The sequence below is a fragment of the Nocardia sp. NPDC088792 genome, from assembly GCF_044750615.1.
Classification (GTDB): Bacteria; Actinomycetota; Actinomycetes; order Mycobacteriales; family Mycobacteriaceae; genus Nocardia.
Window position 1 is genome coordinate 366473 of record NZ_JBIVKC010000009.1, and the last position, 23724, is coordinate 390196.

Annotated in this window: 21 protein-coding genes and 1 riboswitch; of the genes, 14 read left to right on the forward strand and 7 right to left on the reverse strand. The window is 67.5% G+C overall.

From position 1 onward, the window contains the following. Nucleotide 1: 1 nt before the first annotated feature. Nucleotides 2–1567, reverse strand: coding sequence for a fatty-acid--CoA ligase FadD5 (gene fadD5, locus ACIP5Y_RS46505; protein ID WP_400360219.1), 1566 nt, complete (start codon nt 1565–1567; stop codon nt 2–4). 283 nt (nt 1568–1850) lie between these two features. Here fadD5 and ACIP5Y_RS46510 point away from each other — a divergent pair, with 283 nt between their 5' ends. Both ACIP5Y_RS46510 and ACIP5Y_RS46515 read left to right on the forward strand, forming a co-directional pair. Beyond that, the gene (locus tag ACIP5Y_RS46510) at nt 1851–2825 is read left to right on the forward strand and encodes an NAD(P)H-dependent flavin oxidoreductase (protein WP_400360220.1); all 975 of its coding nucleotides are present in this window, start codon (nt 1851–1853) and stop codon (nt 2823–2825) included. Between the two features lie 94 nt (nt 2826–2919). Next, nucleotides 2920–3093: a type II toxin-antitoxin system VapB family antitoxin gene (locus tag ACIP5Y_RS46515; RefSeq protein WP_400360221.1), complete on the forward strand. Its 174-nt coding sequence runs from the start codon at nt 2920–2922 to the stop codon at nt 3091–3093. Between the two features lie 119 nt (nt 3094–3212). Here ACIP5Y_RS46515 and ACIP5Y_RS46520 read toward each other — a convergent pair whose 3' ends face one another. Beyond that, complete coding sequence (locus tag ACIP5Y_RS46520) at nt 3213–3341, reverse strand: hypothetical protein (RefSeq protein ID WP_400360222.1); 129 nt, start codon at nt 3339–3341, stop codon at nt 3213–3215. Between the two features lie 310 nt (nt 3342–3651). On the opposite strand from ACIP5Y_RS46520, the gene ACIP5Y_RS46525 reads away from it, so the two are divergent. Genes ACIP5Y_RS46525 through ACIP5Y_RS46535 form a run of 3 tightly spaced genes read left to right on the forward strand, consistent with a single transcriptional unit; the run spans nt 3652 to nt 7837 of the window. Beyond that, nucleotides 3652–6201, forward strand: a complete 2550-nt coding sequence (locus ACIP5Y_RS46525) for an acyltransferase domain-containing protein (protein ID WP_400360223.1) — start codon at nt 3652–3654, stop codon at nt 6199–6201. Nucleotides 6202–6252: 51 nt separating this feature from the next. Beyond that, entirely contained in the window at nt 6253–6642 is a 390-nt protein-coding gene (locus tag ACIP5Y_RS46530) for a hypothetical protein (protein WP_400360224.1), read from the forward strand. 10 nt (nt 6643–6652) lie between these two features. Then, nucleotides 6653–7837: a cation:proton antiporter gene (locus ACIP5Y_RS46535; protein WP_400360225.1), complete on the forward strand. Its 1185-nt coding sequence runs from the start codon at nt 6653–6655 to the stop codon at nt 7835–7837. Between the two features lie 17 nt (nt 7838–7854). On the opposite strand, the gene ACIP5Y_RS46540 is transcribed toward ACIP5Y_RS46535, so the two are convergent. The 3 genes from ACIP5Y_RS46540 to ACIP5Y_RS46550 form a co-directional block, all read right to left on the reverse strand. Beyond that, nucleotides 7855–8265 carry an RNA-binding S4 domain-containing protein gene (locus ACIP5Y_RS46540; protein ID WP_400360226.1) on the reverse strand — a complete coding sequence of 137 codons (411 nt, stop codon included), beginning with the start codon at nt 8263–8265 and terminating at the stop codon, nt 7855–7857. A gap of 55 nt (nt 8266–8320) precedes the next feature. Beyond that, nucleotides 8321–8998, reverse strand: coding sequence for a C40 family peptidase (locus ACIP5Y_RS46545; protein ID WP_400360227.1), 678 nt, complete (start codon nt 8996–8998; stop codon nt 8321–8323). Nucleotides 8999–9014: 16 nt separating this feature from the next. After that, a riboswitch (cyclic di-AMP (ydaO/yuaA leader) is annotated at nt 9015–9177 on the reverse strand. A 185-nt stretch (nt 9178–9362) separates the two neighbouring features. Then, a complete protein-coding gene (locus ACIP5Y_RS46550; protein ID WP_400360228.1) occupies nt 9363–9611 on the reverse strand; it encodes a hypothetical protein in 249 nt (82 codons plus the stop codon). Nucleotides 9612–9799: 188 nt separating this feature from the next. Here ACIP5Y_RS46550 and ACIP5Y_RS46555 point away from each other — a divergent pair, with 188 nt between their 5' ends. The 4 genes from ACIP5Y_RS46555 (at nt 9800) to ACIP5Y_RS46570 (ending at nt 14885) form a co-directional block, all read left to right on the forward strand. Continuing rightward, nucleotides 9800–10984, forward strand: a complete 1185-nt coding sequence (locus tag ACIP5Y_RS46555) for an AAA family ATPase (protein ID WP_400360229.1) — start codon at nt 9800–9802, stop codon at nt 10982–10984. A 127-nt stretch (nt 10985–11111) separates the two neighbouring features. After that, nucleotides 11112–13067, forward strand: coding sequence for an acyl-CoA dehydrogenase family protein (locus tag ACIP5Y_RS46560; RefSeq protein ID WP_400360303.1), 1956 nt, complete (start codon nt 11112–11114; stop codon nt 13065–13067). A 346-nt stretch (nt 13068–13413) separates the two neighbouring features. After that, nucleotides 13414–14391, forward strand: a complete 978-nt coding sequence (locus ACIP5Y_RS46565) for an alpha/beta fold hydrolase (RefSeq protein ID WP_400360230.1) — start codon at nt 13414–13416, stop codon at nt 14389–14391. A gap of 203 nt (nt 14392–14594) precedes the next feature. Next, entirely contained in the window at nt 14595–14885 is a 291-nt protein-coding gene (locus ACIP5Y_RS46570) for a hypothetical protein (protein WP_400360231.1), read from the forward strand. Between the two features lie 149 nt (nt 14886–15034). Here the strand turns inward: ACIP5Y_RS46570 and ACIP5Y_RS46575 are convergent, their stop codons facing one another. Then, complete coding sequence (locus ACIP5Y_RS46575; protein WP_400360232.1) at nt 15035–16495, reverse strand: hypothetical protein; 1461 nt, start codon at nt 16493–16495, stop codon at nt 15035–15037. A gap of 206 nt (nt 16496–16701) precedes the next feature. Between ACIP5Y_RS46575 and ACIP5Y_RS46580 the strand changes: the two genes are divergently transcribed. Next, the gene (locus ACIP5Y_RS46580; protein ID WP_400360233.1) at nt 16702–18129 is read left to right on the forward strand and encodes a wax ester/triacylglycerol synthase domain-containing protein; all 1428 of its coding nucleotides are present in this window, start codon (nt 16702–16704) and stop codon (nt 18127–18129) included. Here ACIP5Y_RS46580 and ACIP5Y_RS46585 read toward each other — a convergent pair. Then, entirely contained in the window at nt 18091–19110 is a 1020-nt protein-coding gene (locus ACIP5Y_RS46585) for an alpha/beta hydrolase (protein WP_400360234.1), read from the reverse strand. The genes ACIP5Y_RS46580 and ACIP5Y_RS46585 overlap by 39 nt on opposite strands. A gap of 746 nt (nt 19111–19856) precedes the next feature. Here ACIP5Y_RS46585 and ACIP5Y_RS46590 point away from each other — a divergent pair. The 4 genes from ACIP5Y_RS46590 to ACIP5Y_RS46605 all read left to right on the forward strand — a co-directional run bounded on the left by ACIP5Y_RS46590 (nt 19857) and on the right by ACIP5Y_RS46605 (nt 23698). Next, nucleotides 19857–20687 (forward strand): hypothetical protein, encoded by an 831-nt coding sequence (locus tag ACIP5Y_RS46590; protein WP_400360235.1) that lies wholly within the window; start codon nt 19857–19859, stop codon nt 20685–20687. Between the two features lie 36 nt (nt 20688–20723). Next, the gene (locus ACIP5Y_RS46595) at nt 20724–22646 is read left to right on the forward strand and encodes a fumarate reductase/succinate dehydrogenase flavoprotein subunit (RefSeq protein WP_400360236.1); all 1923 of its coding nucleotides are present in this window, start codon (nt 20724–20726) and stop codon (nt 22644–22646) included. Between the two features lie 2 nt (nt 22647–22648). Next, nucleotides 22649–23395, forward strand: coding sequence for a succinate dehydrogenase/fumarate reductase iron-sulfur subunit (locus ACIP5Y_RS46600; protein ID WP_400360237.1), 747 nt, complete (start codon nt 22649–22651; stop codon nt 23393–23395). A 165-nt stretch (nt 23396–23560) separates the two neighbouring features. Continuing rightward, entirely contained in the window at nt 23561–23698 is a 138-nt protein-coding gene (locus ACIP5Y_RS46605; protein WP_397007779.1) for a hypothetical protein, read from the forward strand. The last annotated feature ends 26 nt before the right edge of the window (nt 23699–23724 follow it).

Below are 23724 nucleotides of genomic sequence, written 5' to 3' on the forward strand. Positions count from 1 at the left end.
GTTACGCCGAATACTGCTTGCGCAGTTCGACCTTCACGACCTTGCCGCTGGCATTGCGGGGGAGTTCGGGGACGATCACCAGGTGCTTGGGGTGCTTGTAGCGCGCCAGCGACTCGTTCAGGAAGGGTTCCAGCTCTTCCAGCGTCAGGTCGTCCGCACCCTCGACCAGAGCGACCACCGCGACCGGCACCTCGCCCCACTTCTCGTGCGGGCGGCCGACCACCGCGGCCTCGTGAATCTTGGGGTGCGCGAACAGGACGTTCTCGACCTCGGCGCAGTAGATGTTCTCGCCGCCGGAGATGATCATGTCCTTCTTGCGGTCCACCACGTAGACGAACCCCTCCTCGTCCCGGCGCACCAGGTCACCGGAGTGGAACCAGCCGCCGTGAAAGGCTTCCGCGGTCGCCTCGGGCTTGTTCCAGTACTCCGACATGAGAGTCGGCCCGCGGTAGACGATCTCGCCGATCTCGCCGGGGGCGACATCGTTCATCTCGTCATCGACGATGCGCGCCTGGATGGTCGGGATGGGCTTGCCCACCGAGCCGATCTTGCGCAGCGCGTCCTCGCCCTCCAGTACGCAGGTGATGGGGGACATCTCGGTCTGCCCGAACACCGCGACATTGAAGGCGCCGGGGAAGCTGTCGGCCATGGCCCGCAGCACCGTGTCCGAGGCCGGGGCGGCGCCCCAGCACAGCGCCCGCAGGGCCAGCTTGCGCTGCTTGACCGTCGGTTCCTCGCAGATGAGCTGCCATTGCACCGGTACGCAGAAGGCGGCCGAGGCCTGTTCCGCCTCGACGGCGTCCAGCCATTCGGTGGCGTCGAACGCGCCCAGCGGATGCAGCACGGTCTTGCCGCCGAGCATGAAATACGGTGTGAGGCTGCCCAGTCCGGCGATATGGAACAGCGGCGAGGTACAGAAGCCGATGGCGTCCGCGCCGAGATCCATGGCCCGGATGCAGGTGAGGGCCTGCGCGCTCATGTTCGCGTGCGACAGCACCGCGCCCTTGGGCGCGCCGGTGGTGCCGGAGGTGTACATGATGAGGCAGGGCGTGTCCTCCGGAATGTCCAGCGGCGCATGGGGTTCGCCCGGTTCGGCGATGAAGTCGTCGTAGCCGATGACGCCGTCCCCGGTCTGCCCGTTGATGACCACGATGGTGGACAGCTCCGGGGCCCGCGCCGCGACGCCTACCGCGAGCGGTTGCAGCAGGTTGTCGGTGACGACCGCCTTGGCGCCGGAGTCGCTCACGATGTAGGCGACCTCGGGTGGGGTGAGCCGGAAGTTCACCGGTACCGCGATGGCGCCCAGGGCGTTGATGCCCATGACCGCCTCGATGTACTCGGTGTAGTTGAGCGCCAGGATGAGCACGCGATCGCCGAACCCGACCCCTCGACGGGCGAGCGCGTCGGCGAATGTCTCCGACCGCTCGTGCAGCTGCTGCCACGTGGTGTCCACGCCCTTGAACCGGAAGGCGACCCGGTCCGGGCGCATGACCGCGTGCGTCGCTATCTGGTTCACCCAGTGGTTGCGTCGCGAGCGGATCGGTTCGTCGAGCGGCTGCAAGGTCATGCGGTGTCCTTTCACGCTGATCGAGCGTGAGAATAGCAACTAACTTTTTGGCGTGACAAGGGTTACAGAGAAGGTTCCGCCATAAATTTATCAGTGCTTCATTTCGCAGCTCAGAGGGTACAAAATGATCTAGTACCAGGTCAGCGCCTGCCTCGGTTATCCACAGGTTGACCCTGATGAGATCGCCCGAGGTGCAAACTCCCACTCACATAGGGCTTGTCCGCCCATATGCAACCATGCGAGTATCGGCACAGTTGCGAGAGGCAGGGAGAGGACAGCGCCAATGGCTCTGAAAACCAGGTTCACCGAGACCTTCGGGGTCGAGCATCCGATCGTGCAGGGCGGCATGATGTGGGTCGGCCGCGCCGAACTCGCCGCCGCCGTCTCCGAGGCGGGCGGGCTCGGCATCATCACCGCCCTGACCCAGCCCACCCCCGACGATCTGCGCCGCGAGATCGATCGCGCGCGGGAACTCACCGACAAGCCCTTCGGCGTGAACGTGACGATCCTGCCGTCGATCAACCCGCCGCCGTACCAGGAGTACGCCAAGGCGATCATCGACTCCGGCGTGAAGATCGTGGAGACCGCCGGCAGCAATCCGGAACCCTTCCTGCCGTACTACAAGGAAGCCGGAATCAAGGTGCTGCACAAGTGCACCAGCGTGCGGCACGCGCTCAAGGCGCAGAAGATCGGCGTGGACGGCGTGTCCATCGACGGCTTCGAATGCGCCGGGCACCCGGGCGAGGACGATGTCCCCGGCCTGATCCTGATCCCCGCCGCCACCCAGGTGCTGGACATTCCGGTCATCGCCTCCGGTGGCATCGCCGATGCGCGCGGTCTGGTCGCGGCGCTGGCGCTGGGCGCGGACGGCGTCAATATGGGTACACGCTTCATGTGCACGCAGGAGTCGGCGATCCACCAGACGGTCAAGGAGCAGATCGTCGCCAACAGTGAGCGCGCCACCCAGCTCATCTTCCGCACCATGCACAACACGGCGCGCGTGGCGGACAACGAGATCAGCCGCAAGGTCGTCGAGATCGAGAAGGCCGGCGGCAAGTTCGAGGACGTGAAGGACCTGGTCGCGGGTGCGCGCGGGCGTCGCGTGTTCGAGGAGGGCGATCTGGACGCGGGCATCTGGTCCGCCGGTCAGGTGCAGGGCCTCATCGACGACATCCCGACCTGTGCGGAATTGGTGTCGCGCATGGTGTCCGAGGCCGAGGCGCTGATCGGCGCACGCCTGGCGGGCATGCTCGCCTAGCGGATTCGAGTACCGCGGGCCTCGCTGTTTCGGCACCGCCGCCTCATCGATACGTCATGCTTTCTCTACAGACGGACATGGCGGAGGTGCCGAAATGGCAATCACTCGTATCTATCTCGACGATGACGCGCTGCGCCGGACAATGGCCATCTCCGGTGTCTACACCGAACAGGACGCGGTGAATCTGGCATTGCGTTTCTTCACCCAGCACGCGACGCCCGAGGATCTCGAGCATCCCATTCACGCGCGGGCGGCGCAGGCGTCGTAGTCGTGCGACGCGGCTACCCTCCCTCCCGGCCGGGAGGGAGGGTAGCCGCTGAATCGTGCGGAACGCGGCATCCCGGTCGGCATCGAAGAGCAGGCCGGGCCTGGGCGCATTCTCGCGAATCAGCTTGACTTCCAGGTTGTTCCGGACGGCAACGCCCCCATGGCCATCGGCAGTTCCTTCGGACTGCGCACGCCTTCCGCCACGATCGTGGCCGGCGCCCGTCCCGCCCGTACGGAGTTCTCGCTCACCCGCGCCACGCTAGGCGACAACGCGGCGCGCGCAAAGCTCTTCTGACCGCGCCGAAAACTTGGCAGAATCCTTGGAGGTACCTCGGCGCCTGCGAGCGCCGCACACGGGAGGGATTCCTGTGCAGCAGAGTACGAAAGCAATACCCCCGCCCACATCGCGCCCCCATGCCGCGATGCGCACCGCCGCACCCGGCCACACCGGCGGGCGAGAAGCGGCGGTGAAACCGATCGCCGCGCCCGCCGACCGCGAGGCGGCGAACAGCGCGAACGGTGCGGGACGCGTTGGATTGCCGCGGGACGGGTCGGTCCGATGAGCGCGGCGGCCGGGCTGCCGGCGGTGTCGATCGTGGGAATCGGGTGCCGGGTGACCGGTGCGGATTTCGATCACGAGTGGTTCGGGATCGGCGGGCTCGAGGCTGCGGGGATGAGTGGGCGGCAGCGCGCGAATCTCGAAGTGGCGGTGGAGGCCCTGGACGATTCGGGGCTGGGGTGCGTGGCGCGCGGGTCCGGAGCGGCGGTGGTGTTCGGGGTGGGCGGGAGTGTGAACAGCGCACACCAGTTGTCGCGGGCGCTGGAATTGCGCGGGCCCAGCCTGATGGTGGACAGCGATCGGACCTCGCCGCTGGTGGCGGTGGACATGGGTGTGCGGCTGCTCGCCGATGAGACGGTGCCGTTCGTGATCGCGGGCGGCGTGGATCTCGCTCTGCTACCGGACATTTCGGACCTCCAGGTGCCCGTCGGCCTGGCGGGGGACAGTGTGTGCACGGTGCTGGTGCTGCAACGCACGGCCGATGCACGACGCACCCGCACCCGCCGTTACGCGGAAATCGGCCTGGATGGTATCGAATTCACCGAAACCCGGAGCTCGGCGCATATCTCGCTGCGGGACGCCGCCGCGATTCCCCGGCACGAGCGCGGCGAGGAGCCACCGGTGCTCATCCCGATCAGCGGCCGGGATGCGGCGGCCGTGCACAATCTGGCGCTGCGCTGGGCGACGGCGGTCACCTCCTACCGCACCCTGCGCGAATTCGGCGCGGCCGCCGCGCGATTGGCGCCGGAGGCGGTGCGGGCGGCGGTACTGGCGGACGATATCGCCGACGCCGGCGATCAGTTGCGCGCGCTGGCACGGCATATGGAGACGGCCGCGCCCCGCGCCGTCACGCCGCGGCTGCTCGCCGATACGGTGCCGGGCGGGCCGCAAACCTCCGATACCGTGCTCGGACCGGCGCCGGCGCGCCGGGCGGGCGGGGTACTGCTGCTCTTTTCGGGAGGCGGGGGGCATGCGCGGATGGGGCGGGCGCTGGCGGCGCGATACCCGGTTTTCGGGGCCGTGGTGACCGCGGTCGCCGATGCGGTGGTGGAGGCGGGCGGGCCGCGGGTGTGGACGCCGCGCACCGGTTTCGGAAACGATTCCGGCGGGGCGGTATTCGCGCATTCCGCGCTGTTCGCGTATCAGGTGGCATTGGCGGAACTGCTGGACTCCTGGGGTATTCGCCCGGATGCGGTGGCCGGGTACGGGGCCGGGGAGGTCGCGGCCGCGGTGGTCGCCGGGGTGCTGTCGCTGGGGGATGGTGCGCGGGTGGCGGTGGCTCGGGGCAGGCTCCTCGATGCGGCCGGGACCGAGGCCGCGGCGGCCGTGCTGGAGGCGACGCCCGCCGAGGCCATGCGGCTGGTGGAGCCGATGCGGGCGTCCGTCGCCGTGGCCGCGGTCGACGGGCCCACGTCGATCACCGTCTCGGGTGAACCCCGGTATGTCGAGGCCCTCATCCGCCGCGCGCATCGGCGGGCCATCTTCGCGCAGCGGGCGCCGGGACCGGCTCCCCATCATCTACCGCGCGCCAGAAGCCTGGTACCTCAACTGATCACCGACCTTGCCGATCTCGTTCCCCGCACTCCCGAGATCACCGTCTACTCCACCACCTATCGCGGCGCGAGCATCCGCCTGCCGCACCCTGCCGCCGCCGGAACGGGCGGAGCTGTGCAGCCGTCCGGTCCGATCGAGGCGAGCGTGCGGATGGACGCGGAGTATTGGGGCGAGAATGCGGCGGGCGCGGTCGAATTGGCCGGGGCGCTGGAACAGGCGGCGCGCGAAGGGATTTCGACGGTGGTGGAGGTCTCGCCGCATCCGGTGCACGCGGCGGCCGTGCGGGAACAGGTCACGCTGCGGGAGTCCGCGTATGCCGCGGCCGCCCAGGAGGATGAGGCCACGGCCTTTCTGACGGCGGTGGCGGGGTTGTATCTGGAGGGGCGTTTCGTCGATTGGACGGCGCTCGGGCCGCATACGACGGCGCCGCCGCGGCGGCAGTGGCGGCGGCCGCGCGGGGCGCCCGGTGAGCGGTATTCCGCTGGCGGGCAGGCCGATTCCGAGCCGGCGCTCGCCCCGGTGTTCCCGGCGGTGAAGGTGCGACCGGAGGACACCTATGTGGTGGCGGACGGGTTGAGCCCGCAGGGCGTGGTGGCGGTGCGCTGGCTGCTGGCGGCCGGGGCGCTGGATGTGGTGGTGCTGACCCCGGATCCGCAGGCGCTGCCCGCCCCACTGGACGGTATGGAGGATCGGATCGTGGTGGTGCGCTGCGATATTGCCGATCGGGCGGATCTGGCCACGGCACTGCACGATATCCGCGAGTGCGGGTCACCGATCCGGGGCATCGTGCACGCGGCGTGCGAGCCGCCGCTGAGCGCCGCCGCCGATCTGCTGGCGCTCACCGCGGCCGATCCGACGGATTTCACGGTGCTGCTCACCGCCCCGGTGCCCAGCCCCACCTGGCAGGTCGCGCACGACGCGGTGCGCGAACTGGCGGCGGCGCAGCGGGATCGGCGGGTGGTGTGCGTGGAGTGGGAGGTCGGGCCGGCGGCCTGAAAATCCGCGTGTCGGGCCACACCGCCACCGACCGGACGGAATGATGACTCCATGGCGGAATCGACCGTGACGGTCAAATGGAAGAAAGAGCCGGACGAGCACGACTATCCGGCGGCAGCGGACTATCTGGAGATGCTGGCCGAGCCGGATGTCATCGAGAGGGTGGTCGCCGGCCTGCGGAAGGCGAAGCTGACGCACAAGAAGGCCAAGGATATTCTGCGAGCCTCCCAGCTGGAGTTGCTGCCGCCCACCAATCAGTGGGTGCGCACCGATCTGCAGAAGATCATCGCCGGGACCGCGCTGTCGCCGATCCTGCTGGTGCGTGGCAACTTCCGCAAGGGCGTGCCCATGCAGATCGCCGACGGCTATCACCGCGTCTGTGCCATCTACTACACGGACGAGAATATCGAGATCCCGGTGAAGATCGCCGACCTGCCATGATCGTGAGCCCATGACCTTCCAAACCCTCGCCCTCATCACCGTCCTCGGGCTGGCCGGGCCGCTGCTGGCCTGGCGGCAGTCCTGGCATCTGCCGGTAATCCTGGGCGAACTGGCGGCCGGAATCGTGTTCGGCACCACCGGATTCGGGGTGCTGGATCCGGCCGAACCCACCTTCGCGTTTCTGGCGAACATCGGTTTCGCGGTGGTCATGTTCGTGGCCGGAACGCATGTGCCGGTGCGGAACGCGGCCATCCGGTCGGCGCTGGGCACGGGTGCGCTGCGGGCGGTGCTGGTCGGGGTGGCGGCGGCCGTGCTGGGTCCGCTGGTGTCCGATTTCTTCGGCATGGGTCATGGGGCGATGTACGCGGTGCTCATCGCGTCGTCGTCGGCGGCGCTGGTGCTGCCGGTCATCGACTCGCAGGGGCTGACCGGGAAACCGGTGCTGGAGTTGACCGCTCAGGTCGCCATCGCGGACGCCGCGTGCGTGGTGGCGCTGCCCCTGATGATCGATCCGAGTCATGCCGGGCGGGCCGCGCTGGGCGCGCTCGCGGTGGCCGCGGCCGCGGTGGTGGTCTATTTCGTGCTGCGCTATCTGGAGATGTCGGGGATCCGGCATCGGATGCACAAGATCTCGGAGGATCGGCAGTTCGCGCTGGAGTTGCGGGTCAGCCTGGCGCTGTTGTTCCTGCTGGGCGCGTTGGCGACGCGCAGTCAGGTGTCGATCATGCTGGCCGGCTTCGCACTCGGGCTGGCGGTGGCGGCCGTCGGCGAGCCGCGGCGAGTGGCGCGGCAATTGTTCGGCATCAGTGACGGTTTCCTGGCGCCGTTGTTCTTCGTCTGGCTGGGTGCGCGCTTGAACCTGCGCGAGTTCGGGCAGCAGCCGCACCTGATCATCCTCGGGCTGGCGCTGGGCGGCGCCGCGGTGCTGGCGCATGCGCTCATGCGCCTGTCGGGGCAGCCGATTCCCTTCGGGGTCATGGCTTCCGCGCAGATCGGCGTGCCGGTCGCGGCGGTCACGGTCGGCACCCAATTGCATGTGCTGAAACCCGGTGAGGCGTCGGCCCTCATGCTCGGTGCCCTCATCACGGTGGCCGCCACGGCGTGGGCGGCGCGCGGTATCCCCGCGGCGCCTACGGCGGCGGGGAGCAATGGCGCGACCGAACCCGGCCCGCCGAGCCCGAAGCCGCCGAGTTAGCCCCTGACCTCGGCAGGCTAGTCCTCGGCACGGCCGAGGAGCCGATCCGTTTCGCGCCGTTCGCGTTTGGTGGGACGGCCGGAACCGCGGTCGCGGCGGGGCAGGGCGGCGACCAGACCGGGATCGGGTGGCGGCGGGCTCTTGTCGATCAGCACCTGGCTCACGACGGCCGCGCCCACCCGCTTGGTGATGAGCCGCTCGACGATGACGATGCGTTCCAGGCCATTGACCCGGACGCGGATCTCGTCACCGGGTTTCAGGGTGTGCGCGGGTTTCACGGGGACCCCGTTCACGCGCACATGGCCTGCGCGGCAGGCGGTTGCGGCGGCCGACCTGGTTTTGAACAGCCGGACGGCCCAGGTCCAAGAATCGACTCGGGCCTGGGCCGTTTCGGAAAATCCGGTGCTCGCTGGAGCTGGCGTCACCACGCCACCATACGGTGTCGGCGCGACGCGGTGGGTACCTACGTAGGTGGGTGGGTACCTAGGCGTTGATGCGGCGGGCGGTGACGACTTCGCTCGGACGCAGGGTCGCGTAGGAGACGGTCTCGCCGCTCTGCGGGGCGTTCAGCAGCTTGCCGTCGCCGGCGTAGATGCCGGCGTGGCCGCCGCCGTTGGTGATGACGATATCGCCGGGCTGCAGGTCCTGGTAGGCGACCGGCATGCCGACGTTGGACTGCTCGAAGCTGGTGCGCGGCAGCTGAACTCCGGCCTGCTTGTAGGCCCACTGGACGAGACCGGAGCAGTCGAAGCTGTACGGGCCGGTGGCCCCCCAGACGTACTCGGAGCCGATCTTGGTCTGCGCGGCCTGCAGGGCGACGTCACCCGGGCTCTGGTGCTGCGGGGCGGGGAAGAGATTGGGGAACGGCGACTGGCCGAGCTGCGGCAGCAGGGGCGCGGGGTTGGCGGGCTGGCCCACCTGAACGCCGGCGCCGGGGACGGCGTTCTGGACGTTCTTGACCGTCTCGTTGAACTGCTGCACCTGGGGTGCGAACTGATCCGGCACATCGAAGTTTCCGATGCCCGGGATGTCGACCGTGGCAGCGGCGGCGGTGATCGCCGGGAACGCGCCTGTAGTCGTTGCCGCCATGGCGCCCATGACAATGGCGCCCTTGACAGAATTCGGCAGCCGGGATTCCCGCTGCAAGCTGTGCCTACCCACCGAGCCGCATCTCCGATCTTCCTACTCTGACCGCCGACCGAGTTAGCTGACGGGTTCGGGCCCGGAAGTAGGCCCTACTCCAACGGCGGTTGGCCGTAAGGAGATTCACCCCGAACTGGATTGGGTCCCCGGCTCGAGTGAGAGATTGTTGCTCTCACTCGATTGGGCGGTAACGTCGCGGGCCGCCTCTCCGATGAAGCGACAGACTCCGCTAAGTCACGAGAAGATTACGGCTAGCGATGTGTGTTGTCCACCCCAACGCACGGGTGTGTTGTGACCTATGCAATTTCCCCAGGTGGATGCTCGAAATCCCGTTCAGCGCCCTGGATCACGGCTCGATATACCTGATCGAATTGACCGTTATCTAGCCATCCCCGAGCACTCGTTCGAGATCCTCGATGCGCCGGCGCGCGTCCGCCAGTTCGACCTCGAGCTGACCGAGCGCCATGACGAGCGGGCCCACCGCGAGATCGGCGACCAGTTGCGGATCGTCGTAGCCGCGTTCGATGGCGACCAGGATGTTCTTCCGGATGCGCGCCGCGACGGTCGCCTCGGCGGGTACGTTCCAGGACTCCACCACCTCCGCGACGGTGGGCACTGTTTCTTCCGTCATGAACCCTCCTGCGCTGGATCCTTCGCGAACCACGCATAAGGGTAGAGAAGCGAACAGACCCTGGGGGTGCGAACGCAATCGGTCGCGTATGCCTATCGATAGCTGTATCTACTTCTCCCGGTAGACGCCCGGATAATCCCGGATTCTTCCCCTTCGGATCCGGCGTTCGCACGCTACGGTTGGGCGGCATGGACCCGGTCAGGAATCCCTACGCGCCCGGCGCCGGCCAGCGGCCGCCCGAACTCGCGGGCCGCGATCGCCAGCTGGACGCCTTCGACATCGTGCTGGAGCGGGTGTCGCGCGGGCGGCCGGAACGCAGCGTCATGCTCACCGGACTGCGCGGCGTGGGGAAGACGGTGCTGCTCAATCAGCTTCGCTCGGCGGCGCGTTCGCGCGGCTGGGGCACCGGCAAGCTGGAGGCGCGCCCGGATCAGGAGCTGCGCCGGCCCTTGTCCTCGGCGCTGCACATGGCGGTGCGGTCGATCGCGGTGGAGCACCGGAATCCGGAGCAGGCGGACGACTTCCTCGGCATTCTCAAGGCATTCGCGCTGCGCTCCACCGCGGATAAGGGGATGCGGGAGCGCTGGAATCCGGGCATCGATGTGCCCGCGGTGACCGGACGCGCCGATTCCGGGGATATCGAGATCGATCTGGTGGAGCTGCTCATGGAGGCCGCGCAGCTGGCGCGGGACACCGGCGTGGGCATCGCCCTCTTCATCGATGAGCTGCAAGATCTGGGCGCAGCGGACATTTCGGCCATCTGCGGGGCCTGCCACGAACTCAGCCAGGACGCCGCGCCCTTGATCGTGGTGGGGGCGGGCCTGCCGCATCTGCCCGCGGTGCTGTCGGCCTCCAAGAGCTATTCGGAGCGCCTGTTCTCCTATCACCGCATCGATCGCCTGGACCGGGAGTCCGCCGACCTGGCGCTGCTCGCGCCCGCCGAGCGGGAGGACGTGAAGTTCACCCAGGAGGCGCTGGAGGAGCTCTACCGCAAGGCGGACGGCTACCCGTATTTCGTGCAGGCGTACGGGAAGGCGACCTGGGATGTGGCGGCGCAGAGCCCGATCTCGGCCGATGATGTGGCGGTGGCGGCGCCGCATGCCGAAGAGGAACTAGCGGTCGGTTTCTTTGGCTCTCGCTACGAGCGAGCTACTCCGGCCGAGCGTGAATATATGCGAGCGATGGCCGATTTGTCCGGAGATGACGGCCCGGTGGCCACGTCTGCGGTCGCAAATGAGTTGGGCCGCAAGCCCGCATCACTGTCCCCCGCCCGTGACGGGCTGATCAAGAAGGGCCTGATCTACTCGGCGGAGCGCGGAACCATCGGATTCACGGTGCCACACTTCGGTCGTTATCTTCGCGGAGTGCAGTAACCAGCCACTAGCTACACAACCAAGATCATTGCCCGACAAGCCATTTCGATCTTTGCCAGCCCCTACCGGTGGGTAACAAACACTCCTACACTCGAATGTGATTCTCATCACGGTCGAGGAGGACATCATGGCGACTGCCGCGAAAGTCGATGCCACCGAAGAACAAGCGAGAGCGCTTGTCGAAGAATCCCGCGAAACCACCTGGGTCAAGCCCTCTTTCGCGAAGGAGATGTTCCTCGGCCGGTTCCGGCTGGACCTCATCCATCCGTTCCCGCAGCCCAGCGCCGCGGATTCGGCCAAGATCGAGGCCTACCTGACCCGGCTGCGGGCATTCTGCGAAACCATCGACGGTCAGCGCATCGAGGCGGAAGGTCGCATACCGGACGAATACGTACGCGGGCTGGCCGAACTCGGCTGCTTCGGCCTGAAGATCCCGGAGGAGTACGGCGGCGTCGGCCTCTCCCAGGTCGGCTACAACCGGGCCCTCATGCTGGTCGGCTCGGCGCATGCCAGCCTCGGCGTGCTGCTCTCGGCGCACCAGTCCATCGGCGTCCCCGAACCGCTCAAGCTGGCCGGCACCCCGGAGCAGAAGCGAGAGTTCCTGCCGCGCTGCGCGAAAGGCGCGGTGAGCGCCTTCCTGCTCACCGAGCCGGATGTCGGCTCCGACCCGGCCCGCATGGCCTCCACCGCCACCCCGACCGCCGACGGCGAGGCCTACGAGATCAATGGCGTGAAGCTGTGGACCACCAATGGCGTGGTCGCCGAACTGCTCGTGGTCATGGCCCGGGTGCCGAAGAGCGAGGGGCACCGCGGCGGCATCTCCGCCTTCATCGTGGAGGCGGACAGCCCGGGAATCACTGTGGAGCGCCGTAATTCGTTCATGGGCCTGCGCGGCATCGAGAACGGCGTCACCCGCATGTACAACGTGCGGGTGCCCAAGCGGAATCTGGTCGGCCGCGAGGGCGACGGGCTGAAGATCGCGCTCACCACCCTGAATGCCGGGCGGCTCGCCATCCCGGCCATGTGCACGGCGGCGGCCAAGTGGTCGCTCAAGATCGCCCGGGAATGGTCGGGCACCCGTGTGCAGTGGGGCCGGCCGGTCGGTGAGCACGCGGCGGTGGCCGAGAAGATCTCCTTCATCGCCGCCTCGACCTTCGCGCTGGAGTCGGTGCTGGACCTGTCCGCCACCATGTGCGACGAGAACCGCAACGACATTCGTATCGAGGCGGCGCTGGCCAAGCTCTGGGCCTCCGAAATGGCCTGCCGGATCGCCGATGAACTGGTGCAGATCCGCGGCGGGCGCGGTTACGAGACCGCGGCCTCGCTGCAGGCGCGCGGCGAAAGAGCCGTCGGCGCCGAGCAAATGGTGCGCGATCTGCGCATCAACCGCATCTTCGAGGGCTCCAGCGAGATCATGCGGCTGCTCGTCGCCCGCGAGATGGCGGATGCGCACATGGCCGCGGCCGGCGCGCTGGTCGACCGCAATGCCGAACTCAAGGACAAGGCCAAGGCGGCGGTCGGCGCGAGCGGTTTCTACGCCAAGTGGTTCCCGCAATTGGCGGTGGGCGTGGGCACGGCCCCGGTCGCCTTCGGCGAATTCGGCCCGCTGGCAAGGCATATGCGCTTCGTCGAGCGGATGTCGCGCAAGCAGGCCCGCGCGCTCATGTACGGCATGGCGCGCTGGCAGGCCAAGCTCGAGTACAAGCAGGGCTTCCTGGGCCGCATCGTGGATATCGGCGCGGAACTCTTCGCCATGGCGGCCGCCTGCGTCCGCGCCCAGTCGCTGCGCGTGGCCGGCGACCCGGACGGTGTGGCGGCCGAGGAACTGGCCGACGTCTTCTGCCGCCAGTCCCGCCTGCGCGTGGAGCAGCTCTTCGAATCCCTGTGGGCCAATACCGATGACGCGGACACCGACCTCACCCGCGGCGTCCTCGACGGCCGCTACAAGTGGCTGGAGGGTGGTGCGCTCGACCCGAGCGAGGGCACCGGTCCGTGGATCTCCGAATGGCAGTTCGGTCCCTCGGTGGAGCAGAACCTGCTGCGCCCGTTCCTCCCGTCGACCAAGTCGGCGGCCACCACCTAACGGGAGCAGTAGATAGAAATCTGCCGCTTTCTAGCGATTCGGCTAGAGAGCGGCAGACTTCGGTCGAGATAGGGAGCCGAGGTGGGCCGGGCTGCACTCGTGGCCTATCTACAGATATCTACTCAATTCGCTAGAAATCTGTAGATACCGCAGACGAGGCTGGTTGGCAGGAATCTCTAGCGGGCTCTAGCGAGATGCAGAGAAGTTCGTAGATTTGCCTGGCAAGCCGTAGGTCGATCATCGGCGACAGTTGCACAACTTGTGCATAACGCCTGGTGTAGCGGGTTAACGCGGCGGCAATCACTATCGACAACCGGGCAAGAGGCGAACTCTTCAGGAGCACGTCATGTCCACTGCCAACCGCCCGGCGGCCGAGTTCGACGGCCGCCACATCACCGTCTCGGCCGACGACGGCGTCCCGATCGCGGTCCGCGAGTTCGGCACGCCCGAGGCTCCGGTCACCGTGGTCTTCGTGCACGGGCATTGCCTGCGCACCGAATCCTGGGCCTTCATGCGCACGCATCTGCTGGAACGCTGGGGCGACGACACCCATATGGTGTTCTACGACCATCGGGGACACGGGGATTCGGGTGCGGCCGATCCGGCCACGTACACCATCGACCAGCTGGCGCACGATCTCGACGCCGTGCTGCGCACGGTCGTGCCGGTGGGTCCGATTGTGCTGGTGGGCCATTCGATGGGCGCCATGACCGTGCTCGCCTACGCGCGCCTGTTCCCGCAGACGATCGGGACCCGGGTGGTGGGCGTCGGCCTCATCTCGGCGGCGGCCAACGGGGTGACCCGGGTGGGCCTGGGCCGGCTGCTCAGCGGGCCGGCGGTGAGTTCGCTGCAGCTGGCCATCCGGCGCGCGCCGCGGGCCATGCAGGCGTCGAAACACTTCAGCCGCAGGATCTTCGAGCCCATCATGCGCGATGCCACCCTGGGCACCCGCAAGGTGAGCCCGCGGGTGCTGGCGGTGGCCACCGCCATGGTCAACGAGACGCCGCTGCTCACCATGGCCAGCTTCCTGCACTCGCTGATCCGTTTCGACGAGACCGCGACGCTGCACCAGCTGGGTGCGATTCCGGCGCTGGTGCTGGCCGGTTCGGCGGACATCATGATCCCGTTCGCGCATTCGGTGGTGCTGGCCTCGCAGCTCGACGACGCCGAGCTGGTGCGGCTGGACGGGGCCGGTCACAGCGTGATTCTGGAGCGCGCCGAGGAGGTGGCGACGGCCATCGTGACGCTGGTCGATCGGGCGGTCGCGAGCCGGTCCGGGCGGGGGCCGGAGGAGTGCGGTCCGGAGTTGGCCATCGCGGGCTAGAAAGGGACCCCGTTTCGGGTGTACCCGGTACGGGTTGGGGGTTTCGGGGTGTTTGTCCAGAGGCCCGAAAATGGCACGGGCGTGCGGTCGGGACAGGCCCGCTACCTGTGGATTTGCGTTTCGGACGAGACGGATCGCCAGTCTTCACGTACTGTGTTGTAGATCACGATGTGTGGTCTGTCACACGGCTCGAGGAGGTTTCGATGACACGCAGCGAGATTGCCGAACTCCGCTACGCGGTCGGCCAGCTCCGGCAGTGCGTCGGCGCTCTGCGTACGCACTACGGGGACGACAACACGGTCCGCCGTTTGGAAAACGATCTCGAACGGCTCGTCATCGACGCCGACGAGTTCGAGCACACCCCGCCGGCTGAGGTGGTGACCCAGCGGCAGCAGGAGACCATCTACGTCCCGGACGCCAAGCACCAGGAACAGGACTGGCTGGGCGCGCAGGACGAGGGACTGGGCTTCCACTCCCGTCCCCGCACCAAGTAAGCAGAGAACCGACCCCGGGAGCTCTCAGCGGCGCTCGGGGCACAACGCCGTGCGGCTTCGACAATGGCGTCGAGGTCCGGCAGGTCGCGCAGGGCCGCCGGCGGGCCGAGCCGACGTCGCAGCGCGCATTGGCGGCCGAGTCGCGCGCATCAGGCGCGGTGGCGACCGGAGCGGCGAGCGCGGACACCGTGGAAACGGGCGCCGCGCGGGGCCTGCTCCATCGGGACCACATAGGCGGATTCGACGATCACCGAGACGGCCCGGGCAGGACCGGCCGAGGTCGCGGCCAGGCCGTAACCGCCGGCGCTGCGGGCCAATTCGTGCAGCAGGGTGGTGATCATGCAGAGGCCGGAGGCGCCGCCCGGATCACCCAGCGCGAGGGTGCCGCCGTGCACATTGAGGCGCTCACCGTCCGGGTCCTCGTAGCCGAGTGCGCGCATCAGGGCCAGCACCTCGACGGCGCTCGGCTCGTCGACGGCCAGCAGATCCAGATCGTCGAGGTCGAATCCGGTGTGCCACAGGGATTTGGCGATGGCCGAGGTGACGGCGGGCACCGGGGCGTCCGGTTCCGCGGTCGCGGTGGTCCAGCCGGTCAGGTAGCCCATGGGGGCGAGGCCGAGGTCGGCCAGGCGATCCTCGGCCACGATCAGGCAAGCCGAGGCGCCGAAGGCCCGGGCGCTGCTGTTGCCCGCGGTGAGTATGCCGTCCGGACGCAGCGACGGCAGCAGGGCGAAGGCGCGAGGCGAGACGTCGTCGCGCAATCCCTCGTCCCGATCGACCAATTGGGCCGCACCGGAATTCCCGCTGCCCGGCGCGGCGCACACCACCGGCGCGGTCTCCTCTCCGAAGAACCCCTGCCGTCGCGCCCGCGCCGCCCGCCGATGACTGGTCGCCGCGAACTCGTCGGCCGCCACCCGCGAAATGCCGTACCGCTGCGCCAGCATCTCGGCGTACTCCAATTCCGCTGCGCCGAAACTGGACTCGGCCGCCGCGAGTACCGCGGCCTGCTCGACGGTCGTCGCCTCACGCGGGTCGGCGACGGCGACGGACCGCGCAGCGGACTCGGCCGCGGGGTCATCGTGGGCGGAAACCGGGGGCGATGTGGCGGCGCCGAGCATCGCCGCCACGATCCCGGGGCGGGGCTGAGCTGCATTGCCGGGGGGAGCCGGCGGCCGGGCCGGATCGCTCGGGAACGGCAAGCGCTGGGCGGGCGGCGGATCGGCGGGCGGGTGGCTGCGGACCGCCGGTCGGTCGGATTCGGTGGTGGCGCAGGCGTATTCGGCGCCGATGGCGAGGACTATGTCGGCGGCGCCGGATTGGATCATCATGGCGGCGGTGATGAGGGCGCGCAGGCCGCCGCCGGGGCCACCGCCGATGGGGAATTCGCCGGCGGTGGGGGAGACGCCGGTGCGGGCGGCCGCGGCGCGGACGGCGTGGGGTTCGGGGACCGCGGTGACGAGGGTTTCGATGCGGGCGGGGTCGAGGCCGCTGCGTTCGGTGGCGGCGCGGATGACGGTGGCCAGCAGGCGGTCCGGGGGCACCGTCGACAGTTGCCCGCCCGGTAGGCCGATCGGTGTGCGCACCGGCATCACGATCGCGGCTCTCCTCATCACCGGCTCCCTTCGAACCTCATCACCGGCTCCCCCGCGGGGTATAGCTCGGACACAGGCCATCACAGAGTTGTTGCTGTCGTGTGACGAAATGTGAACGGCTTTCCGCGCTCCGCCCGTCGCGGGTGAAATGTGGTGCAAGTCACTGAATCTCCGGGTCGCGCCCTATCGAACGACCGGTAGCTAGACTTTGCCTCATCGAACAATTGACCCCGCGGGACGCCGTTTTCGTCTATGACGAATTCGAACGGCATCCGTCGAATATCGTCGCCGTCTACGCTTTCGACGCCACCGCGCCGGAGGCGACGCCACCCGAGTCCGATGCGGTGCGCGCATGGGTACGGGCGCGCATCGGGCACTTCCCTCGCTCTCGGCAGCGGCTGGCGCGCGTGCCCTGGGATCTGGATCTGCCGTACTGGGTGCCGGACCGGGACTTCGCTCTGGACCGGCACGTGGCATCGAGCGAACCCGGCCTGACATGGGATGATGCGCGCGAGCGCATCGCGGAGATCGCCGCCGCGCGAATGGATCTCGATCGGCCGCCGTGGCGCGTCGATGTCTTCGCCCGGGTACGCGGAGTTCCCGGCGCACCGGGGGACACCGCGACCCTGGTGGTGGTCCGGTTCCACCACAGCGCGGGGGACGGAGTCGCCACTCGCGCCCTGGAATCGAAGCTGTTCGACGCCGGCGCCGAAATCCCTGCAGGTGCTGCGGATACGGGCCGAGCATGGTCGGCTCCGCGGGCGGTCGCGCGGGCGGTGGCCGTACAGCCGTATCGGCTGGCGCGCTTCGCAATCGGCTTGCGCCGGACCGGTCTCGCGGCGGTCGAGGTGCGGAAACGGGCCGCGGCGGGGCTGATTCACGAACCACCGGCCTGCCGGCCCGCCACCCGCTTCAATCGCCGCGTCGACCCGGTGTTCGGCTTCGATCTGGTGCGTATTCCACTGTCGTCGGTGCTGCGCGCCAAAGCGGCAGCCCCGGAACGGGTTACGGTCAACGACTTGATCCTGGCGGTGGTGTCCGGCGCGCTCAGGACCTTACTGGCGGAGCTGGAAGAGACTCCGCCGTCGGCACTGGCCGCCATGGTGCCGCGTTCCATGCGAGGTGTGGCGCAGTGGGATTCGGCCAATCAGTTGGTGCAGCTCTCCGTCGATCTGCATACCGATCTGGCCGATCCGGTGGCTCGGCTGCTCGCCATCCGGGAGTCGGCGCGACGGGAGAAGGAGCGCAGCGCCGATGAGGCGGTGCAGGGCCGGGAGTCGCGGGTACAGACGTCCCCGGCGTGGCTGCTGCGGCTCGCGGGCTGGGCCCGGGCGCGGCGGGTGTTCGACGAGCTGGACACGGTGCCGTTGTCCAATACCACCGTCAGCAATGTGCCGCCGGTGGCGGAGCGGCTGGAATTCCTGGGCGCGCCGATGATCTGCGCGTTCGGCGCACTGCCGATCATGGACGGGGACGGCCTGCGGCAGGTGACCACGTCACAGGGGGACGAGCTGATCATCGCGTTCAGCGCGGACAAGACGATGATGCCGTCGACCCGGCACTACGGCGAACTGCTGCTGCGCTCTTTCGACCAGCTGTGTGTGGCGCTCGAATCAGCCGAGGCCGAGCGCGTTCTCGAACATCGGCCATGACTTGTGCAGCTCGTCCTGCCAGTAACCCCAGGAGTGGGTGCCCGGATCGTCGAGGCTGTAGGTGATGTCGGTGCGCCCGAGTTCGCGGGTGCGTTCGGCGAGCCGGGTGGTGCAGTAGTGGGCGGCGGCTTCGATGCCGCCGCCGAGCAGCATCTGATCGGCGAGGGTCTGCGGGTTGTCCCGGACGGTCGGGTCGTCGATCCGGTCGTGTGCGCCCGGTAGTCCGGTGCCGCTGGAGATGTACATGGGGATGTCCGGCAGCCGGTCCGCGTGCAGCAGCACATCGTGGTCGCGCCACGCCTCGCCGTCGAGCGGGCCCCACATGTTCCGGGCCTTCCCGTTTCCGATGCTGATCACCAGGTTCATGAAGGCTTGTCCCAGTGGATCACTTGTCATGGCGCAGCCACTGTAGGAAGCGACCGAACGGTAGAGCGCCGGTGCTTCCATGGCGAGATCGAGGACCGAGCTGCCCGCCATGGAGATGCCCGCCAGGCCGTTCACGCCGTTGGTTCCGTAGGTCCGGTCGATGACCGGGGGTAGTTCACGAGTGAGGAAGGTCGACCACATATTGCGGCCGTTGTTGCCGAGCGTCTTGCCGAGGCCCGGGTCGGGCTGCTGCCAGTCGGTGTAATAACTGAACGCGCCTTCCATCGGGATGACGACGTTGATGTGCTTGTCCGCGAAGAAGTTCTGCAGGTCGGTCTGTGCCACCCAGCTCGCTTCGTCTTCACCGCCGCCCGCGCCGTTCAGCAGATACAGGGTGGGGGCCGGGGTCCGGGTGTCCCGCGGGCGCAGGATCTGCAGGGTGATGTCGCGGTCCATGGCCGCGGAGTGGACGGTGAGCCGGACCAGCCTGCCGGTGTCGCCGAGGGTGGCAGGTGCGGCGAGGGTGCGGGGCTGCGCCGCCGTCAGGAAGCACAATGCGGCCGCGAGGAGGAACGTTGCCCGGAACATATTGCCGTGCAACAACTTCGGAATCATGAGAGCGCCTGGATAGCGGGATCGGCAGGGGGCACACCGGATCCGGGCGTGCCCCCACTCGTGTTCGGTCCGGGTTACTTGCCGGCGGCCGGTGTGCCGCCGCTGATGGTGATCAGCGCGTTCACCAGCTTGGTGCCGACGTCGCCGATGCTGCCGCTACCCTTGCCGAGCAGGTCGAACAGCGATCCCATGGTGTCTCCTTCGAATTGCTTTGTGTTGCTTTGTGTTTCTTGCGGTCTTGCCCGGCTACTTGCGGAAGTGCGCCAGTGAACCGAGGAAGGTGTCCAGTAGTCCGTCGCCCGCTACGGCGGAGCCGAGGGCCGGTATGAGACTGGACAGCAGGGAACTCAAAGAACCCATGGTGGATCTCCTTATGTGCGCATGTCGTCTCGCTTCGCGTACTGCCAAGCCGCCAAAGCGAAACGGTCACGATCAGCTAACGACTGTGACGGGGGCAACATATCAAGCGCCCAGTTCATGATCAATAGGTTCCGGATGGAATTTATTCGCCCCCGAAAATACGGGCCGGCACAACCGATTTCGGGCCACTGCGGCGTCGATAGCCCTTGATTCACTGGCGGAGCGAAACATGCCCGGATCCGGGAAATGTGGCGCAAATCACGGGATCACGAAATCGCGCTACACGGCTCCGGCGATAGCTGCGCTGTCGTAAGGTGCTCACCATCACATTCGATGCCGGAGGTAACGATGACGTTCCACGGGGTAGGGCAGCGAGGCAAGTCAGAGTGAGCGCCGCACCAGTCAAGGCTCCTGAATCGGGCACCACCGGAGTTTTCGGTAAGGGCCGCGCCGCCATAGCCGCGCGCACGCTGCGTACCGACCGGTGGTGGGTGCCACCGGCGGCCACCGTGCTCGGCCTGGGCGCGTTCGTGATCTACGCGACCATCAGATCCTTTGTGCGAACGGCATATTGGGTCGACAGCTACCACTATCTGACGCCGTTCTACTCGCCGTGCCTGAGCGCCTCCTGCGTCTCGGGATCCAGTCACTTCGGGCAGTGGTTCGGCCATCTGCCCATGTGGATCCCGCTGGGCTTCCTGGTGCTGCCGTTCCTGCTGCTCTTCCGGCTCACCTGCTACTACTACCGCAAGGCCTACTACCGGTCGGTCTGGATGTCGCCGCCGGCCTGCGCGGTGGCCGAGCCGCACGCGAAATACACCGGCGAGACCCGGCTTCCGCTGATCATCCAGAACGCGCACCGCTACTTCTTCTACGTCGCGGTCATCATCTCGGTGATCAACACCATCGACGCCGTCGACTCGTTCCACGCGCCCGGTGGCTTCGGGCTCGGCCTCGGCACCATCATCATCACCGCGAACGCGCTGCTGCTGTGGGCGTACACGCTGTCCTGCCACTCCTGCCGGCACATCTCCGGCGGACGGCTCAAGCACTTCTCGAAGCATCCGGTGCGGTACCGGTTCTGGACCCAGGTCTCGAAGCTGAACACCCGGCACATGCAGCTGGCCTGGACCACGCTGGGCACGCTCACGCTGACCGACTTCTACGTCATGTTGGTCTCGAGCGGCGCGATCAACGATCCCCGGATCATCGGGTGACCCCATTCCACTTGTCCCACAGGAGTATTCGGTTCCATGCCTGAAGTCGAACGGCACAAGTACGACGTCGTCGTGATCGGTGCCGGTGGCGCCGGCCTGCGAGCGGTCATCGAGGCCCGTGAACACGGCCTGTCGGTGGCGGTGGTGTGCAAGTCCCTGTTCGGCAAGGCGCACACCGTCATGGCCGAGGGCGGCTGCGCGGCCGCCATGGGCAATGCCAATGACAAGGACAATTGGCAGGTCCATTTCAAGGACACCATGCGCGGGGGCAAGTTCCTCAACAACTGGCGCATGGCCGAACTGCACGCCCAGGAGGCTCCGGACCGGGTCTGGGAGCTGGAAACCTATGGCGCGCTGTTCGATCGGACCAAGGACGGCCGGATCAGCCAGCGCAACTTCGGCGGTCACACCTACCCGCGCCTGGCGCACGTCGGTGACCGCACGGGGCTGGAGATCATCCGCACCATGCAGCAGAAGATCGTGTCGCTGCAGCAGGAGGATTTCGCGGCGACCGGCGATTACGAGGCGCGCATCAAGGTGTTCGCCGAATGCACCATCACCGAACTGCTGAAGGACGGCGACAAGATCGCCGGCGCGTTCGGGTACTGGCGCGAGACCGGGCGTTTCGTGCTCTTCGAGACGCCCGCGATCGTCATCGCCACCGGTGGCGTCGGCAAGTCCTACAAGGTGACCTCCAATTCGTGGGAGTACACCGGCGACGGGCACGCGCTGGCGCTGCGCGCCGGGGCGACGCTCATCAATATGGAGTTCCTGCAGTTCCATCCGACCGGGATGGTCTGGCCGCCCAGCGTGAAGGGCATCCTCGTCACCGAGGGCGTGCGCGGTGACGGCGGAGTGCTCAAGAACTCCGAGGGCAAGCGGTTCATGTTCGACTACATCCCCCCGGTGTTCAAGGGCCAGTACGCCGAGAGCATCGAGGAGGCGGATCAGTGGTTGAAGGACAACGACTCCGCGCGCCGCACCCCCGACCTGCTGCCCCGTGACGAGGTGGCCCGCGCCATCAACGAGGAAGTGAAGGCGGGCCGCGGCACCGAGCACGGCGGCGTGTATCTCGACATCGCCTCCCGCCTGCCCGCCGAGACCATCAAGAAGCGGCTGCCGTCCATGCATCACCAGTTCCTGGAGCTGGCCGATGTGGATATCACCAAGGAGCCCATGGAAGTCGGGCCCACCTGCCACTACGTCATGGGCGGTATCGAGGTCGACCCGGACAACCAGGCCGCGTCGGTCCCGGGGCTCTTCGCCGCCGGTGAGTGCGCGGGCGGTCTGCACGGGTCCAACCGGCTCGGCGGCAACTCGCTCTCGGATCTGCTGGTCTTCGGCCGGCGCGCGGGCCTCGGTGCGGCCACCTATGTGGAGCAGCTGGCCGCGCGGCCCAAGATCTCCGACGCGGATGTGGCCACCGCCGCGAAATCGGCGGAGGCGCCGTTCGATTCGCCGCAGGACGCGCCCGGTGAGAATCCGTACACGCTGCACATGGATCTGCAGCAGACCATGAACGATCTGGTCGGCATCATCCGCAAGGAACACGAGCTGAAGCGGGCCATCGAGCATCTGTCGGAGCTGCGCGACCGGTACGACACCGTGACCATCGAGGGGCACCGGCAGTTCAACCCGGGCTGGCATCTGGCCCTGGATCTGCGCAATATGCTGCTCATCAGTGAATGCGTGGCGCAGGCGGCCCTGCTGCGCACCGAAAGTCGCGGCGGCCACACCCGCGACGACCATCCGGGCATGGACCCGGACTGGCGTAACAAGCTGCTGGTGTGCCGGGTGGATCCGGACGAGGTCGGCTTCACGGTGCCGTCGGTGACGGTGACCGAGGAGGCCCAGGTGCCCATGCGCGAGGACCTGCTGCGGCTGTTCGATCCGGCCGAGCTCGAAAAGTACTACACACCGGCCGATCTCGCGGTGCTGCACGACGGAAAGGCGGAATAGCCATGGGTTACGACGCGAAGTTCAAGGTGTGGCGCGGCGATATCGAGGGCGGCGGGCTGCAGGACTTCACCGTGCTGGTGAACGAGGGTGAGGTGGTGCTCGACATCATCCACCGGCTGCAGGCCACCCAGGCGCCGGATCTGGCGGTGCGCTGGAACTGCAAGGCGGGCAAGTGCGGTTCGTGCTCGGCGGAGGTGAACGGGCGGCCGCGGCTGCTGTGCATGACGCGCATGTCCACCTTCACCCCGGAGGAGGTCGTGACGGTCACGCCGATGCGTACCTTCCCGGTGATCCGGGATCTGGTCACCGATGTGTCCTTCAACTACAAGAAGGCCAGGGAGATCCCGTCCTTCACGCCGCCCGTGGATCTGAAGCCGGGCGAGTACCGGATGCAGCAGCAGGATGTCGAAAGGTCGCAGGAATTCCGCAAGTGCATCGAATGCTTCCTGTGCCAGAACACCTGTCACGTGGTGCGTGACCACGAGGAGAACAAAGTCTCGTTCTCCGGTCCGCGCTATCTGATGCGCATTGCCGAACTCGAAATGCATCCACTGGATGTGGCGGATCGCCGCGAGTTGGCCCAGGACGAGGCGGGTCTCGGCTACTGCAATATCACCAAATGTTGCACCGAGGTTTGTCCCGAACACATCAAGATCACCGACAATGCCCTGATCCCGCTGAAGGAACGGGTGGTGGATCACAAGTACGACCCGATCGTCTGGCTCGGCAACAAGCTGTTCCGAAGGTAAACCCTTCATACGCTTTCGGTCGAGAGCCGGTTGAGATCACGAAACGGCACCCGTTCGGCAACGAACCCATGTTTGCCGCGGCTAAGCATGGGTATCCAACCTTTTGTGGACCGAGGACTGAAGAATTACCGTCCCCGGTACCGGAAATTGGGTCCGGATGATTGGGTGGAACGACTGATCGTCGGGATGCTCTTCGCGGTATCGGCGATGGGCGTGTACGTACTCACCGGAGCATTGATGTCGGCGCTGGCCATCGGAGTGCTGGTCGCCGCGGTCGCAATCGGAGTGGTTGCGATCCTGTGACGAAGGGGTTCACGGGAATTCCCGTG

Bases quoted from the DNA above. Each gene is read 5' to 3' on its own strand.
- ACIP5Y_RS46585 (WP_400360234.1), bottom strand. From the start codon at position 19,110: ATGATTCCGAAGTTGTTGCACGGCAATATGTTCCGGGCAACGTTCCTC.
- ACIP5Y_RS46535 (WP_400360225.1), top strand. From the start codon at position 6,653: ATGACCTTCCAAACCCTCGCCCTCATCACCGTCCTCGGGCTGGCCGGG.
- ACIP5Y_RS46510 (WP_400360220.1), top strand. From the start codon at position 1,851: ATGGCTCTGAAAACCAGGTTCACCGAGACCTTCGGGGTCGAGCATCCG.
- ACIP5Y_RS46555 (WP_400360229.1), top strand. From the start codon at position 9,800: ATGGACCCGGTCAGGAATCCCTACGCGCCCGGCGCCGGCCAGCGGCCG.
- ACIP5Y_RS46575 (WP_400360232.1), bottom strand. From the start codon at position 16,495: ATGAGGAGAGCCGCGATCGTGATGCCGGTGCGCACACCGATCGGCCTA.
- ACIP5Y_RS46560 (WP_400360303.1), top strand. From the start codon at position 11,112: ATGGCGACTGCCGCGAAAGTCGATGCCACCGAAGAACAAGCGAGAGCG.
- ACIP5Y_RS46600 (WP_400360237.1), top strand. From the start codon at position 22,649: ATGGGTTACGACGCGAAGTTCAAGGTGTGGCGCGGCGATATCGAGGGC.
- ACIP5Y_RS46565 (WP_400360230.1), top strand. From the start codon at position 13,414: ATGTCCACTGCCAACCGCCCGGCGGCCGAGTTCGACGGCCGCCACATC.
- fadD5 (WP_400360219.1), bottom strand. From the start codon at position 1,567: ATGACCTTGCAGCCGCTCGACGAACCGATCCGCTCGCGACGCAACCAC.
- ACIP5Y_RS46595 (WP_400360236.1), top strand. From the start codon at position 20,724: ATGCCTGAAGTCGAACGGCACAAGTACGACGTCGTCGTGATCGGTGCC.
- ACIP5Y_RS46530 (WP_400360224.1), top strand. From the start codon at position 6,253: ATGGCGGAATCGACCGTGACGGTCAAATGGAAGAAAGAGCCGGACGAG.
- ACIP5Y_RS46525 (WP_400360223.1), top strand. From the start codon at position 3,652: ATGAGCGCGGCGGCCGGGCTGCCGGCGGTGTCGATCGTGGGAATCGGG.
- ACIP5Y_RS46550 (WP_400360228.1), bottom strand. From the start codon at position 9,611: ATGACGGAAGAAACAGTGCCCACCGTCGCGGAGGTGGTGGAGTCCTGG.
- ACIP5Y_RS46515 (WP_400360221.1), top strand. From the start codon at position 2,920: ATGGCAATCACTCGTATCTATCTCGACGATGACGCGCTGCGCCGGACA.
- ACIP5Y_RS46570 (WP_400360231.1), top strand. From the start codon at position 14,595: ATGACACGCAGCGAGATTGCCGAACTCCGCTACGCGGTCGGCCAGCTC.